The following is a 13,745-nucleotide window of genomic DNA, read 5'->3' on the forward strand; positions in this document are numbered from 1 at the left end:
CCGGCGTTCCTACGGGGCCTCGCGCGCCGCCATGGCGCGCGTGCTCTCGTCCATCCGCGCCTCGTAGGTCAGCCCGCGTCGCGTCGCCCAGGTGTTGATCAGGTGGAACAGCGGGATTACCGCCAGGTCGTCCATGCCCATCTTCACCACCTCATGCAGCACGCGTTCGCGGGCGGCGTCGTCGATGATGGTGGTCGCGCGGTCCACCAGCGCGTCGAACTGCGGGTTGGAATAGCGGCCCTGGTTGGAGGCGCCGCGGCGCTGCTCGCGGTTGTAGGTGCCCATGATGTTGATGGCGGCGTAGGAGGCCTCCCCGGTCGAAGAGCCCCAGCCGGCCAGCCGCATGCCGAATTCCTGGCGGGCCGCGCGGGCCGAGAAGGCCGACCAGGGCAGGGACTGCACCTCGGTGCGGATGCCGATGCGGGTCCACATCTGGGCCACCGCCTGCGCCGTGCGGGCATCGTTGGGATAGCGGTCGTTGGGGGAGGTCAGGGTCAGACGGAAGCCCTGCGGGAAGCCCGCCTCGGCGAGCAGGCGACGGGCGCGCTCGGCGTCGAAGGCCGGCACGGCCACGGCCGGGTTGTAGGAATAGACGCCCGGCGGCAGCCACTGGCCCGAGGGCGCGGCGGTGCCTTCCATCACCCGGTCGGTCAGCGCCTGGCGGTTGATGGCGATGGACAGCGCGCGGCGCACCCGGACATCCCTGAAGGGATTGGTCGCGATCGGCTGGCCGGCAGTGTCGGTCACGCCCGGCAGGTTGCCGTCGCGCGAGAAATCCGCCTGCAGGTAGATCATGCGCAGGCCCTGGATCTGGTGCAGCGAGACGCGCCCCTCCCGCCGCAGCCGCTCGATGTCCGAGGACGGCACCTGGTCGATCAGGTCCACGTCGCCGGCGAGCAGCGCGGCGGTGCGGGCGGTGTCGTTGGCGATCACCCGCCAGGTGGCGCGGGCCCACGGCTCGCGCGGGCCCCAATAGGCGTCGTTGCGCTCGAACTCGACGCGCTCGCCCGGCATGTGGGCGCGCAGGCGATAGGGGCCGGTGCCGATGGCGGCGCGGCCGGCATTGTAGTCCTCGGTGGTCGCGCCCTCGCCGGCATGGCGGGAGATGATGAAGATGTAGGAGAGATCGACCGGCAGCAGCGGATGCGGCGCGCGGGTGTGGATGCGCAGCGTCAGCGGGTCCACCACCTCCACCCGCGCCACCTGGCGCAGGAAGCCGCCGAAGCCGCCCGGGCTGTTCGGCACGTTGGGCGCGCGTTCGAAGGTGAAGACGACGTCCTCGGCGGTGAAGTCCCGCCCGTCATGCCACTTCACGCCGGGGCGCAGCTTGAATTCCCAGACGGTGTCGGAGACGGCGCGCCAGGACTCCGCCAGGCCCGGCTGCGGACGCACGCGTGAATCGCGTTCCACCAGGCGGCTGAAGAGATGCGAGGCCACCGAGCCGTTCGGCGCCGCGTTGAAGAAATGCGGATCGAGCGAGGTGGAGGGCGCGCCGGCGCCCATGGTCAGCGTCTGCGCCAGGGACGGCGCCGAGACGACGGCGGCGAGCAGCAGGGCGAGGCAGGTGCGGCGCATGGGTTCTCCAGCGGATTGTCCTGGGGGCCAGCATGGCAGTTTTCATGCCGCGGCGAAGGGGGCCTTGATCGCGCCGCGCGGATGCCCACCATCGATATCGCGGGACGGGAGGCGAAGCATGCGGCGCAGGGTCTTGGTCGGCGCGGGGCTGGGCATTGCCGGTGTGGCGGCTCCGGCGCGGGCGCAGCATCATGGGGCGCATCACGGCGCCAACATCCCGGCGGAGCAGATGTCCGCCCTGCGCGGGCCGAACCCGCAGGCTCTGACGCCGGAACAGCTTGCGCAGCGCGTGGTGGACAGCCCGGCGCCGGCCGGCCCGCCGGGGCGCTGGGTTTCCCGCGCGCCGCTGCCGCTGCCGCGCAGCGAGATGGCCTGGGCGACCTCCTGGAACGGGCGCATGCATGTGATCGGCGGCTATGCGACCGGCCAGGTCGACAAGCCCTACCACCATGTCTACGACCCGGACGCCGACCGCTGGACGGCGGCCGCGCCGCTGCCGCGCGGGGCCAACCACGTGGGCGTGGTGGCCGATGCCGGGCGGATCTATGCGCTCGGCGGCTTCACCGAGCAGAACCGCGCGGCGGACAACCTCGCCTTCGTCTATATCGTCGCCGAGGACAAGTGGGAGCGGATCGCGCCCATGCCGCGCCCGCGCGCGGCGGGCGCCGTCGCCGCGGTGGAGGGCAAGATCTACCACATCGGCGGCGCCACCGACCCGGCGGCGGAGCGCGCCTCGATCGCCTGGAACGAGGTCTACGACCCGCAGGCGGATCGCTGGTCCCTGCGCCGCCCCCTGCCGGCCGCGCGCGACCATGCCGGCGTGGCGGTGTGGGAAGGGCGCATCCATGTCGTCGGCGGTCGGTTCAACACCTTCGAGAACAACACCGGCCTGCACCACGTCTATGATCCGGCCAGCGACACCTGGCGGCTGCGTGCGCCGATCCCGACGCCGCGTTCCGGCCACGGCATGGTGCTGCTGCGCGGGCGGATGTGGTGCTTCGGCGGGGAGGAACGGCTGTATGACGCGCGGAACCGCCCGATCGACCGCGTCATCGGCAGCCTCGAATCCTACGACCCGGCCACGGATTCATGGCAGAGCCACGCGCCGATGCCGACGCCGCGGCATGGCCTCGGCGCCGCGCTGGTCGGCGAATGGATCTCGGTGGCGGGCGGCGGGCCGATCGTCGGCGGCGGCATCCAGACCGCGGTGCACGAGGCCTTCACGCCGGGCTGATGCCGGCCGCATGAAGAACCCGCCCCGCGGTTGGGGGCGCCACCGGCATGGTGCGCGCGGGGCCGCCGCGCGCGACGCCGGGACCCTGATGCCGAGTCGTACCAACGGCTCTTTGGAATGACCGGTGAGGGCGGAATTGGAGGGGCTCTGCCCCTCCAAGCCACCCCGCCAAAGGCCCGAGGCCTTTGGAAACCATCATCTGGTGCCGCGCGGTTCAGTCAGTCCGATCGCTACGGGCGCGTTTCGTGCGCAAGGGCGGGTCTCGGCATTGATCCTGACAGTGGCGCACGGCGCCAGGTATCGGTTTCCAAAGGCCTCGGGCCTTTGGTGGGGAGAGCCCGAGAGGGGCAGGGCCCCTCTCGGTTCCACAGGTCAGGCAAACGGGCCACTGGTATCAGACCGGCAGGAAGGACAGCGCGAGCCCCGCCGCGGCGCAGACGGCCAGCACGCGGGCGAGGCCGAGCTTCAGGCCGAACAGCAGCGTGGCGGCGAGCACTGCCAGCGCCAGCGCCGCCGGCTGCAGCGTGGCGAGCACTGGGATGTCGACGGCGGCGGGGCCGAGCGGCACGCGTTGCACCTCCGCGAAGATCACCCGCAGCCCGAACCACAGTGCCAGGTTGCCGATGACGCCGACGACCGCCGCCGTCACCCCGGCCAGCGCGCCCTTGAGGCGAGGCTCGTCATGCATCCGCTCGACGAAGGGTGCGCCGAGGAAGATGAAGGCGAAGCAGGGCGCGAAGGTGACCCAGAGCGTCAGCAGGCTGCCGCCGACGCCGCCGGCGATGCCGCTGCCGCGATAGCCGGCGAGGAAGCCGACGAACTGCAGCACGAGGATGAGCGGCCCCGGCGTCGTCTCGGCCAGGCCAAGGCCCGCCAGCATCTCCGGCGCCGTCAGCCAACGGTAGTTCTCCACCGCCTCCTGCGCGACGTAGGCGAGCACCGCATAGGCGCCGCCGAAGGTGACCACCGCCATCTTGGAGAAGAACCAGGCGATGTCGCCCCAGACCGGCGTGCCCATCAGCAGCGCCACCGGCCAGAGCCAGAGGACGAGGGTCACCAGCCCGGCGCGCCGGGCGGCGGCGGTCATGCGCGCGATGCGGTCCGGCTCGGCGGCGAGCGCGGCATCGAGCAGCGCCGGCGGGCCGTCCTTCGCCTTGCCGTGGCCGCCGGCGACGAAGGCCGATGGCAGCGCGAAGCCGATGCCGAGCGCCGCCAGCACCACGATCGGGAAGGGCACGCCGAACAGGGCGAGGGCGATGAAGGCCGCGGCCGCCAGCGCCCAGGCCGCGCCGCCGTGCAGGGCGCGCTTCGCGACGCGCAGCAGCGCCTCGACCACCAGCACCAGCACGGCGCATTTCAGGCCGAAGAACAGGGCGGCGACGACCGGCACCTCGCCGAGCGTCGCGTAGATCAGGGACAGCGCCAGCATCACCACGGCGCCCGGCAGGACGAAGAGCACCCCTGCCGCGACGCCGCCCTTCACCCCATGCATCAGCCAGCCGAGATAGGTGGCGAGCTGCGTCGCCTCCGGGCCCGGCAGCAGCATGCAGAAGTTCAGCGCATGCAGGAACCGGGCGTCGGAGACCCAGTGGCGGTCGTCCACCACCTCCCGGTGCATGACCGCGATCTGCGCCGCCGGCCCGCCGAAGGACAGCAGGCCGACGCGCAGCCAGACGCGCAGCGCCTCGGCGAAGGTGGGGAAGTGCGGTTGCGGCTTCATGCGGGCCTCGGCGCGGGCCAGTTGTGGGTCTCGTCGGTCGCGTCGCGCGCCCAGCGATAGAAGGCATCGTAGAGCGCGAGCCCGGCTTCGAGCTGCACCAGGTCGTCGCGATGCATGCGCGACAGGCCGAGCGAGGCGGCAAGCAGCCCGGCGGCTTCCGGCGCCAGCTCCGGCCGCGCCGTGTCGGCGCCGCGGATGATCAGGGCGAGGCGGTCGAGCGCCTCGGTATGCAGGGCGAAGTCGTCGAGCATCACGTCGAAGGTGCAGCGGTCCCCGCGATGGGACCAGAAGACGTCTTCGACGTCGAAGGGCGTGGCGCCGAAGCGGTCGGCGACGGCGGCGACCTCGGACGGCGCGACGAAGAGGAAGACCGCCGCCGGGTCGACGAAGCGGCGGATCAGCCAGGGGCAGGCGATGCGGTCGATCTTGGGCCGCGCCCGCGTGACCCAGACGGTGCGCCCGGCCGCGTCGCGCGGCGGCAGATGGGTGGGCGAGAGCAGCGGCAGGGCGGCCTCGCGCCAGGCCTCGAAGCCGCCTTCGAGGGTTTCCGCATCGGCGCCGGCATGGCGCAGCCAGGCGGCGACGCCCTGGCTCAGCTTCAGCCCCTTCTGGCAGATCACGGTCACGTCGCGCCCGGCCAGGCCGCCGGCCCAGGCGGCGACGTCGGCATGGCTGCGGCGGATGGCGCCGGGCAGGAGGCGCGGATCGGCCGCCGCGTCCTCCTCGGTGCGGACATCGACGAGCACCGGGGCATCGGGCAGGCCGATGCGGCGGGCGAGCTGCTGGATGGTGACGATGGTGGGAGCCGGCATGGGGGCGTCCTCTCCACTTGGAGTTTGGGACGCGATGCTTCGGCCGGAGCCTCACGGGGTGATCGCGGACATCCCCTTGCGTGAGACGATGGGTAGCGGGCCGCGCAGTGTCAAGGTGCGCGTTCCCGGCATCGGTCGGTCCGCGAGGGCGCCGCATGGCGGCGTCCTCGCCCCCGGCGAGCCGTCGCCTGCCGGCCAGGCCTTCCGCCGCGCTGCCTCGCCGGGCTCATCCGGGCTCGCGGGGCCTGGCCCTGACCGACGGGAGCCAGCCCGCGCGGCCTATTCGGCGGCCAGCAGGCTCTCGCCGGGCCGCAGCCGGGTGAAGGCGACCGGCTGCCAGTCCAGCGCGATGTCGCCGCCGGCGAGCGTCACCCGCGTCGCGGCGAGGCCATCGGCCTCGGGCTGTGTCTGCGGGAAGTCCTCGCGCCAGTGGGCGCCACGGGATTCCTCGCGCGCCCGCGCCGCGGCGACGATGGCGCGGCTGACCAGGATCTGCGACTTCAGGTTCAGCCAGTCGTGCCAGGTGAGGTTGAAGGCGCGGTCGCGCCCGTCCACGCCGGCAGCGTCCAGCTCGGCCTCCAGCGCATCGAGCCCGGTGGCACAGGCCGCGAGGCCGGCGCCGTCGCGCAGGATGCCGGCCTTGTCCCACATCAGCTCCAGCAGCGCGTCGCGGATCGGCGAGAGGTTGCGCGCCGGCCGCGCGAAGGGGGCGTGGATGAAGGCGGCCGCTTCCGCCAGGGCGGCGCTGTCCGGTTCCTCGAAGCTGCCCTCGCGCGGCACCCAGGCGCCCATGCTGTCGCCGGCGATGCCGCCGAAGACGGTGGAATTCGCCACGCCGTTGCCGCCCAGGCGGTTGGCGCCGTGCACGCCGCCGGTGTCCTCGCCGGCGGCGAAGAGGCCCGGCAGGTCGGTGGAACCGTCGGCGCGGAACACCACGCCGCCCATCATGTAATGCGCCGTCGGCACCACCGGCACGCGGCCGGCGGCGAGGTCGAAGCCGTTGTCCGCGCAGCGTTCGACCATGCCCTTGAACTCGCGGCGGACGCGGTCGGCGCCGAGATGGCTCATCTCGATCCACAGCCCACCGGCCTCGTTCACGTTGCCGGCGAGGATCTCCCGCTGCATGGACCGCGAGACGATGTCGCGGGTCGCACGTTCGCTGCGCGGGTCGTATCTGTGCATGAAGCGCTGCCCGTCGCCGCCGAGCAGGTGGCCGCCGGCGCCGCGCAGCCCTTCCTCGATGATGGTGCCGGTCATGCGCGTGCCGGGGCCGGCGAGCACGCCGGTCGGGTGGAACTGCACCATCTCCATGTCGCGCAGCGGCAGGCCCGCGCGCAGCGCCATCGCCATGCCGTCGCAGGCCTTGTCGCCCGACGGCGTGTGGTACTTGTACATGGTCGGCCCGCCGCCGGTGCCGAGCAGCACCGCGCGCGCCTGCACGAAGACCGGCGCCCCCGAGCGCATGTCGATCAGCAGCACGCCCGAGAGACGCGACCCGTCCTTCGACCGGATCAGCGCGACGGCGCGGTGTTCCTCCATGCGGCGGATGCCGCGTGCCCAGACCTGTTCGGCGAGACGGTTGACGATCTCGATCCCCGTCAGGTCGCCCTTGTGCACGGTGCGGTCGAAGGTCTGGCCGGCGAAGGCCTTCTGGTGGATGGTGCCGTCCGGGTTGCGGTCGAAGAAGCAGCCCCAGCGGTTCTCCAGCTCGCGGATGCGCTGCTGCGCGCCGACCACCAGCGTCCAGGCGAGATCCTGGTCGTTCAGCCATTTCCCGCCGTCGAGCGTGTCCATGAAATGGCGCTCGGCGGAATCCCCCGCGGCGATGGCGACGTTGTAGCCGCCCTGGACCATGCGGGTGCAGCCGCATTTCCCGAGCAGGCCCTTCACCGCGATCGTCACGTCGAGATCCGGTGCGGCATCCTTCGCGTGCAGCGCGGCGAGCAGCCCGGCGCCGCCCGCGCCGAGGACGAGGATATCGGTGCGGCGGCGCCGGATGGTCGTGCCCTCAGCCATGCGAAGCTGTCCTGTGCCGGATCACCGCGGCCCCCGCGGGCTGGACGGGATGCCGCAACGGCAATCCTCGGCCGGCGGGGCGGCGGGCAGGGCAGGGGGCGCCGGGACCACGTATTCGATGGGCCGGGCGGTGACGCCGAACATCATGGTCGAGACAAGCTGCGCGAAGGGCGGCGGCACGGCCTGCAGCAGAAAGGCCAGCGAAAGGGCGATCATCACGCCGCCCCCAGCTTTTCCAGCACGGCCTGCCGCCGCCTCGCCGCCTCCGCGTTCACCGTCGCGTAGAGACTGCCGCCATGCGCATCCATCGCCACCAGCAGCGGCCCGAAGCCCTTGATGCGGAACTTGTAGAGCGATTCAGGGTTGAGGTCGTCGAGATCGACATCCTCCACCGCCTCGATCCAGGTCGTCTCCAGCGCCGCCGCGCCGCCGACCACCGCCAGGTACGCCCCGCCGAGGTCGCGGAACGCCTCCAGCGACCCGTCGCGCAGGCCCCCCTTGCCGATGATGATGCGCACGCCCTCGCGTTCCATCAGCGGCCGCGTGAAGCGTTCCATGCGGTCGGAGGTGGTGGTGCCGATGCAGACCGGCTCGTAGCCCGAATGGTTGGTGCCGGACCGCTCCACCTTGCGCAGGTTCGGCGCGGTGTGGATCACCGCATGGCCGCGCAGGTCGAACTTCGTCCGCCGCCCATGGTCAAACATGTGGATCTGCGTCGCGTCGCGGATGCCGTAGAGCGTTTCCTCGAGCGTCACCGTGTCGCCGATGCGCAAGGCGCGCACCTGGTCCTCGGTGATCGGCATGGGCAGCACGTGGTGGGTCATGGCGCCTTCCCTTGCGCGAGCCAGTCGCCGCAGGCGGCAGCCGCCAGCGCGCTGCCCGTCAGACGATAGAAGATCTTGCCCGAGGGCGCGACGCCGAGCTTGGCATATAAGGCGCGCGCCCGGGCATTGGTGCCGTCCGTCGTCCAGTCGACGCGGGTGTAGCCGCGCGTGGCGGCGAATTGCATCGCCGCCGTCATCAGCGCATGCGCGGCACCGCTGCCGCGATGTGCTTCGGCCACGTAGATGTCCTTGAGCAGCAGGCCCCAGGTGAAGTCGAAGGCGGGGAAGAATCCCGAGAGCGAAGCGAGCCCCGCCGGCATGTCGCCGGCGCGGGCGATGAGGCAGAAGGGGCCGGCGCGGCCGGCAGGCGAGGTGAGCGCCTCCGCCGCCGCGGCGAGGGTCCGGACGTCGCGGTGCTCGGCATAGAAGCCGGCCATCTCCGCCAGCAGCGAGACGAGCGCGGTGCGGTCCGCCGGGGTGGCCTCGGTGACCGTGACCATCAGAAGCCGATCCGGATGCCTTCGGGGGTGAAGGTCGCGCTCGCGCGCCGCGCGGAGTGGCACTGGATGTTCACCGCCACGGGGTTCATCGTGATGTGCGTCGCGGCGGTCTCGACATGCACGGCGAAGGCGGTGGAATCCCCGCCCAGCCCCTGCGGGCCGATCCCCAGGGCGTTCACCGCCTCGGACAGCTCCGCTTCCAGCTTCGCCCCCTCCGCATCCGCGCAGCGCGTGCCGAGCGGCCGCGTCGCCGCGATCTTGGCGAGGTGCATGCAGAGATCCGAGGTGCCGCCGACGCCGACGCCGACGATGGTCGGCGGGCAGACCTTTCCCCCCGCCTGGATGACACGGTCCACCACGAAGCGCTTCACCGCGGCGACGCCGTCGGCCGGGATCAGCATCTGCAGGAAGGAGCCGTTCTCGGAGCCCGAACCCTTCGGGATCATCTCGATCCGCAGCTCGCGCTCGGCATCGGTGAAGTCGATGTTGACGACCGGCACGCGTTCGCCGCAGGAGGTGTGCTCGTTCCTCCGCGTGATCGGGTGCACCACGGAGGAGCGCAGCGGGTGCTCGCGCGTCGCCCGCGCGGTGCCCCTGGCGATCGCCTCCTTCAACGACCAGCCATCCACCTGCACGTTGCGGCCGATGAGCACGTTGAAGATCGGGATGCCGGTGTCCTGGCAGAGCAGGTTGTCCATCCGCTCCGCCACGCCGATGTTCTCGATCATGGTGGCGAGGATGGTCTTCGCGGTCGCGTCGGTCTCGGCGCCGTCCAGCCTGGCGAAGCCGGCCTTGATGTCGTCGGGCAGGATCTTGCAGGCGCGGATGTAGAGCAGCTTCGCGGCTTCCTCGATCGCCTCCGGTTCCACGCGCAGTGGCTCCACCCCCGGCTTCGTCATCAGCGTCATCGCGCTTCCTCCCGTCAGATGAGCAGCGAAACCCCCGAGACCAGCAGCAGCACCAGCAGGATAATCCGGAATCCCTGCGCCGGCAGCCTGACATAGGCGCGCAGCCCCAGCATCGTGCCGAGCACCAGCGCCGGCACCGCGGCCGCGGTGAGCACCAGCGCCTCTGACGTGAAGAAGCCGGCGAAGGCGAGCCCGACCGTGGTGATCGCCTGCATGAAGACGATGAAGGGCTGCATGAAGGCGCGCGCCCGGTCCTTGGGCCAGCCCTGGATATCCGCCCACATCGCCGGCAGGGCGCCGACGAAGCCGCCGATGCCGCCGAGGATGCCGCTCGCGAAGCCGATGGCGCCGTCCGCGGCGCGGCTGCCGGCGACCTCGGGCGGAGCCATGCGCAGCGCGATGCGGGCGAGCATGTAGCCGGCATAGACCACCAGCAGCACACCCACGCCGCCGACGATCGCCCCCGCCGGCCCCCTGGCCAGCACCAGCAGCCCGGCCGGCAGGCCGAGCACCGCCATGCCGACGAAGAAGCGCATGCGTGGCCATTCGATGTGCCGCCACAGCGCCGGCAGGCTCATCGACTGCGCCATCAGGCTGCCCAGCACCAGCACAGGTGCCGTCACCGAGGGCGGCACCACGTGCAGCAGGATGCCCGCGGCCACCAGCACGAAGGCGAAGCCCGCCATGCCGGCGCAGAAGGCGGCGACGAAGCAGCTCGCCGCGACGGCCATGGCTTCAAACCACATGGAGCAGGAACAACAGGCCAACGAGCAGCGCCGCGCCGGCAGAGACCGCCACCATGTCCTTCTGCCGCTTCCGCCAGCCGAGGAATTCCAGCGACAGCACCCGCAGACCGCCGGCGAGATGCGCCGCCAGCAGGATGACCAGCACGGTCTCCGCCGCCTTCGCCAGGGGGTTCTCGGTCCAGCGCAGGAAGCCTTCGAGCTTCGCCTCGCCGGAGATCGCGCTGCCCAGCGCCCAGAAATGCAGCGGCAGGAACAGCGCCAGCAGCAGCCCCGAGACGCGGTGCACCACGAAGGCCAGGTAGGTGGGGTGGGAGCGCGGCCTGAGATCCATCAGGCGAAGAGACCATAGGCGGCTCGGATCCCGAAGCCCGCGGTGACCAGCCCGATGGCCAGCCAGGCGAGGTCCGCGCCGCGCCCGCGCAGGCCGATGGTCTCGGCGGCGATGTTGCGCAACCCGATCGCGCCGTGCAGCCCCGCGGCCAGCGCGAAGACGGTGTAGAAGGCGAGCCAGGCCCCGTTGCCGCGCGTGCGGCCGAGGATCTCGGCGGCCGTGAGCCCACCGCGCACGGCGAACAGGATCGTCGCGAGATGCACCACCACGGCGATGCCGAGCAGCATCGCCGTGACGCGCTGCACCGCCCACAGATGCGTCTGGCCTCGCGCGGCGGCCCGGCGCCGCCGCTCCGCGCCCGCGGTCCCGCCGCTCATCGCCGCCCCAGCAGCGTGTCCCAGAACAGCGTCCGCTTCAGCCCCGCGATGGCGGAGGAAGGGTCGAGGTTCTTCGGACAGCGCTCCGTGCAGGATTGCGTCGAGTGACAGGAATGGCAGCCGGCATCGCCGGCGACCGCATCCAGCCGATCCTGCCGCGCGCCGTCGCGCACGTCGTTCACCAATGTCCAGGCGCGGTTCAGCGCGGCGGGGCCGAGGTAGTCGGGATTCCACGCCACCACGTCGCAACTCGCGTAGCAGACGGCGCAGCCGATGCACTCGATGCCGGCATCGGCTTCCTGCCGCGCCCCGGAGGCGGGCGGAACCACGGCGAAATCCTCCGGCACCGCGCCGTCCGGCGCGTCCTTCGGCTGGAAGACGCCACGCGCGCGCTGCCACTTGTCGAAGAAGGGCGCCAGGTCGGCGACGAGATCCCGGATCACCGGCAGGTTCGCGAGCGGGCGCAGTTCCAGCGCGCCGTCCTCGCCGACCACCTTCCGCACATGCGTCCGGCAGGTCCAGCGCGCGCGGCCGTTCACCGTCATGGCGCAGGACCCGCACATGCCGACGCGGCAGGCGAAGCGATAGGCGAGGGAGGGATCGAACTCCCGCTGGATGGTGGTCACGACATCGAGCACGGTCTGGTTGGCGCGCGCCGGCACCTCGAAGCGCGCGAAGGAGCCATCCTCGCCGCCGCGCCACACGCTGACCTTCAGGCTGGCCGGTTCGGCCATGCGCGTTCCTCTCCCGCTGCGGCGAGACTACCGGCGCTGGACAGGCTGTCCAGCCCGTGGCGTGCTGGCGGCCAAGACGAGGGAGGACACGATGGCCGAGACGATCCGCGGCGCGGACATCCTGGTGCGGGCGCTGGCGCAGGCCGGGGTGCGGCGCGTCTTCAGCCTGTCCGGCAACCACATCATGCCGGTCTACGACGCGCTGCTCGGCTCGGGCATCGGGATCATCCACACCCGCCACGAGGCCGCCGCCGTCCACATGGCCGATGCCTGGGCGCGGCTGACGGGCGAGATCGGCGTCGCGCTGGTGACGGGCGGGCAGGGGCACACCAACGCGGTCGCGGCGCTGCCCACGGCGCTCGCCGGCGAGGTGCCGGTGCTGCTGCTGTCCGGCCATGCGCCGCTGGCGGAGCTTGGCCTCGGCGCCTTCCAGGAACTGGAGCAGGCACGGATGGCCGCGCCGCTGTGCAAGCATGCGGCCACCGTCTCCTCCGCACAGGCTCTGGCCGGGGAGGTGGCGGCCGCGATCCGCATCGCACGGTCGGGGCGGCCCGGGCCGGTGCATCTCTCGCTGCCGACCGACGTGCTCGATGCGCGCGTCGAGGCACCCGCGCTGCCGGGGGCCGAGGCCTTCGCGCCGGCGGCGATGCCGCTTTCGGCCGAGAGCGTGGCGGCCATCGCCGCGGCCATCGCGGCGGCGGAACGTCCGGTGCTGATCGCGCCGCCCGCGCTGTGCACACCGCAGGGGCACGCCGCGCTCGCCGCCCTGTCGGCGCGCGCCGGGCTGTCGGTGCTGCCGATGGAAAGCCCGCGCGGGCTGGGCGACCCCTCGCTCGGCGCCTTCGCGCAGGTGCTGGCGGAAGCGGACCTGCTGGTGCTGCTCGGCAAGCCGCTCGACTTCACGCTGCGCTTCGGCCGCGCGCCGGCCATTCCCGCGGCGGCGCGCTTCGTGGTGGTGGAGCCGGACGAGGAGGTGCTGGCGCGCGCCGCGCGCGGCCTCGGCGCGCGCCTGGCCGTCTCGGCCATCGCCGGGGCGACGGAAGCGATGGCGGCGCTGGCGGCGGAGGCTTCGCCGCTGCTGCCCCATCGCAACGCCACCTGGGCGCAGCGGCTCGCCCACGCCGTCGCCTTCCGCCCGGCGGCGTGGGATGCCCTCGCCGGCGCGCCGGAGGGGCCGATCCAGCCGGCCACGCTCTGCCACGCGCTGCGCCCCTTCCTCGCCGCGCAGCCGGACACCGTGCTGGTCAGCGACGGCGGGGAGATCGGGCAATGGGCACAGGCGATGCTCTCGGCGCCGGCGCGGGTCATCAACGGCGTGGCCGGCGCGATCGGGCCGGGCATTCCCTTCGCCATGGCGGCGCGCGTCGCGCGGCCCGCGGCGCGCATCCTGGCGGTGATGGGCGACGGCACCTTCGGCTTCCACATGGCCGAATTCGACACCGCGCACCGCCACGGCCTGCCCTTCGTCGCGGTGGTCGGCAACGATGCGCGCTGGAACGCCGAGCACCAGATCCAGCTTCGCGAATATGGCGCCAACCGCACCCATGGCTGCGAGCTGGCGCCCGGCACGCGCTACGACCTGGCGGCGGCGGCGCTCGGGGCGCATGGCGAATTCGTCACCCGGGCGGAGGACCTCGCCCCGGCGCTGGAGCGCGCCTTCGCCAGCGGCAAGCCGGCCTGCGTCAACGTCGTCATCGAGGGCCAGCCGGCCCCCTCCGTTCGCCTGCCGTGACGCCACGTCCGGAGCGGGAGGTTGTCCACCCGCCCCGGGCTGGCGGGGCCCGCCTGAGGACGCGCCGGGGCGCGCGTTCCCCGGGGTCAGTACCGGCCCGCACCCCGGGCCCGGCCGCCCATCCAGGAATTGTCGTTGGGCGGTTGGGCGGGGGCGCGGGCCGGCGCCGGCATTCCGAAATCGCATCTCTGATCACGGCAAGACCGGCTCCGCCGGCGGGCTGTGGTGGAAAAATT

General features: G+C 72.5%; 14 protein-coding genes. 2 read left to right on the top strand and 12 right to left on the bottom strand.

Annotation, left to right across the window (positions count from 1 at the left end):
• Nucleotides 1-9 precede the first annotated feature (9 nt).
• Complete coding sequence (locus tag GXW74_RS09240) at nucleotides 10-1,575, bottom strand: ABC transporter substrate-binding protein (protein ID WP_211846202.1); 1,566 nt, start codon at nucleotides 1,573-1,575, stop codon at nucleotides 10-12.
• Nucleotides 1,576-1,693: 118 nt separating this feature from the next.
• Here GXW74_RS09240 and GXW74_RS09245 point away from each other — a divergent pair, with 118 nt between their 5' ends.
• Complete coding sequence (locus GXW74_RS09245) at nucleotides 1,694-2,809, top strand: Kelch repeat-containing protein (RefSeq protein WP_211846203.1); 1,116 nt, start codon at nucleotides 1,694-1,696, stop codon at nucleotides 2,807-2,809.
• A gap of 394 nt (nucleotides 2,810-3,203) precedes the next feature.
• Here the strand turns inward: GXW74_RS09245 and chrA are convergent, their stop codons facing one another.
• The 11 genes from chrA to GXW74_RS09300 form a co-directional block, all read right to left on the bottom strand.
• Complete coding sequence (gene chrA, locus GXW74_RS09250) at nucleotides 3,204-4,529, bottom strand: chromate efflux transporter (protein WP_211846204.1); 1,326 nt, start codon at nucleotides 4,527-4,529, stop codon at nucleotides 3,204-3,206.
• Nucleotides 4,526-5,341: a chromate resistance protein ChrB domain-containing protein gene (locus tag GXW74_RS09255; protein WP_211846205.1), complete on the bottom strand. Its 816-nt coding sequence runs from the start codon at nucleotides 5,339-5,341 to the stop codon at nucleotides 4,526-4,528. Before GXW74_RS09255 ends, chrA begins: the two co-directional genes overlap by 4 nt.
• Nucleotides 5,342-5,620: 279 nt before the next feature.
• On the bottom strand, nucleotides 5,621-7,357 hold the full coding sequence (locus GXW74_RS09260; RefSeq protein ID WP_211846206.1) for an L-aspartate oxidase: 1,737 nt from the start codon (nucleotides 7,355-7,357) through the stop codon (nucleotides 5,621-5,623).
• A gap of 21 nt (nucleotides 7,358-7,378) precedes the next feature.
• Nucleotides 7,379-7,573: a hypothetical protein gene (locus GXW74_RS09265; protein ID WP_211846207.1), complete on the bottom strand. Its 195-nt coding sequence runs from the start codon at nucleotides 7,571-7,573 to the stop codon at nucleotides 7,379-7,381.
• Nucleotides 7,573-8,181 carry a fumarate hydratase C-terminal domain-containing protein gene (locus GXW74_RS09270; RefSeq protein WP_211846208.1) on the bottom strand — a complete coding sequence of 203 codons (609 nt, stop codon included), beginning with the start codon at nucleotides 8,179-8,181 and terminating at the stop codon, nucleotides 7,573-7,575. Before GXW74_RS09270 ends, GXW74_RS09265 begins: the two co-directional genes overlap by 1 nt.
• Nucleotides 8,178-8,681: a GNAT family N-acetyltransferase gene (locus tag GXW74_RS09275; RefSeq protein ID WP_211846209.1), complete on the bottom strand. Its 504-nt coding sequence runs from the start codon at nucleotides 8,679-8,681 to the stop codon at nucleotides 8,178-8,180. Before GXW74_RS09275 ends, GXW74_RS09270 begins: the two co-directional genes overlap by 4 nt.
• Nucleotides 8,681-9,589, bottom strand: a complete 909-nt coding sequence (locus tag GXW74_RS09280) for a fumarate hydratase (RefSeq protein ID WP_246523113.1) — start codon at nucleotides 9,587-9,589, stop codon at nucleotides 8,681-8,683. Before GXW74_RS09280 ends, GXW74_RS09275 begins: the two co-directional genes overlap by 1 nt.
• A 14-nt stretch (nucleotides 9,590-9,603) precedes the next feature.
• Nucleotides 9,604-10,335 (bottom strand): sulfite exporter TauE/SafE family protein, encoded by a 732-nt coding sequence (locus GXW74_RS09285; RefSeq protein WP_211846210.1) that lies wholly within the window; start codon nucleotides 10,333-10,335, stop codon nucleotides 9,604-9,606.
• The gene (gene sdhC / locus GXW74_RS09290) at nucleotides 10,325-10,666 is read right to left on the bottom strand and encodes a succinate dehydrogenase, cytochrome b556 subunit (protein ID WP_211846211.1); all 342 of its coding nucleotides are present in this window, start codon (nucleotides 10,664-10,666) and stop codon (nucleotides 10,325-10,327) included. The genes GXW74_RS09285 and sdhC overlap by 11 nt, the downstream gene beginning before the upstream one ends.
• A complete protein-coding gene (locus GXW74_RS09295) occupies nucleotides 10,666-11,043 on the bottom strand; it encodes a succinate dehydrogenase (protein ID WP_211846212.1) in 378 nt (125 codons plus the stop codon). The genes sdhC and GXW74_RS09295 overlap by 1 nt, the downstream gene beginning before the upstream one ends.
• On the bottom strand, nucleotides 11,040-11,777 hold the full coding sequence (locus GXW74_RS09300) for a succinate dehydrogenase/fumarate reductase iron-sulfur subunit (protein WP_211846213.1): 738 nt from the start codon (nucleotides 11,775-11,777) through the stop codon (nucleotides 11,040-11,042). Before GXW74_RS09300 ends, GXW74_RS09295 begins: the two co-directional genes overlap by 4 nt.
• Here GXW74_RS09300 and GXW74_RS09305 point away from each other — a divergent pair.
• Nucleotides 11,776-13,509, top strand: a complete 1,734-nt coding sequence (locus GXW74_RS09305; RefSeq protein ID WP_211846214.1) for a thiamine pyrophosphate-binding protein — start codon at nucleotides 11,776-11,778, stop codon at nucleotides 13,507-13,509. The two genes, GXW74_RS09300 and GXW74_RS09305, sit on opposite strands and share 2 nt — an antisense overlap.
• Nucleotides 13,510-13,745 lie beyond the last annotated feature (236 nt).

Source organism: Neoroseomonas eburnea, from assembly GCF_018129005.1.
In the GTDB taxonomy this organism is placed as follows: domain Bacteria; phylum Pseudomonadota; class Alphaproteobacteria; order Acetobacterales; family Acetobacteraceae; genus Neoroseomonas; species Neoroseomonas eburnea.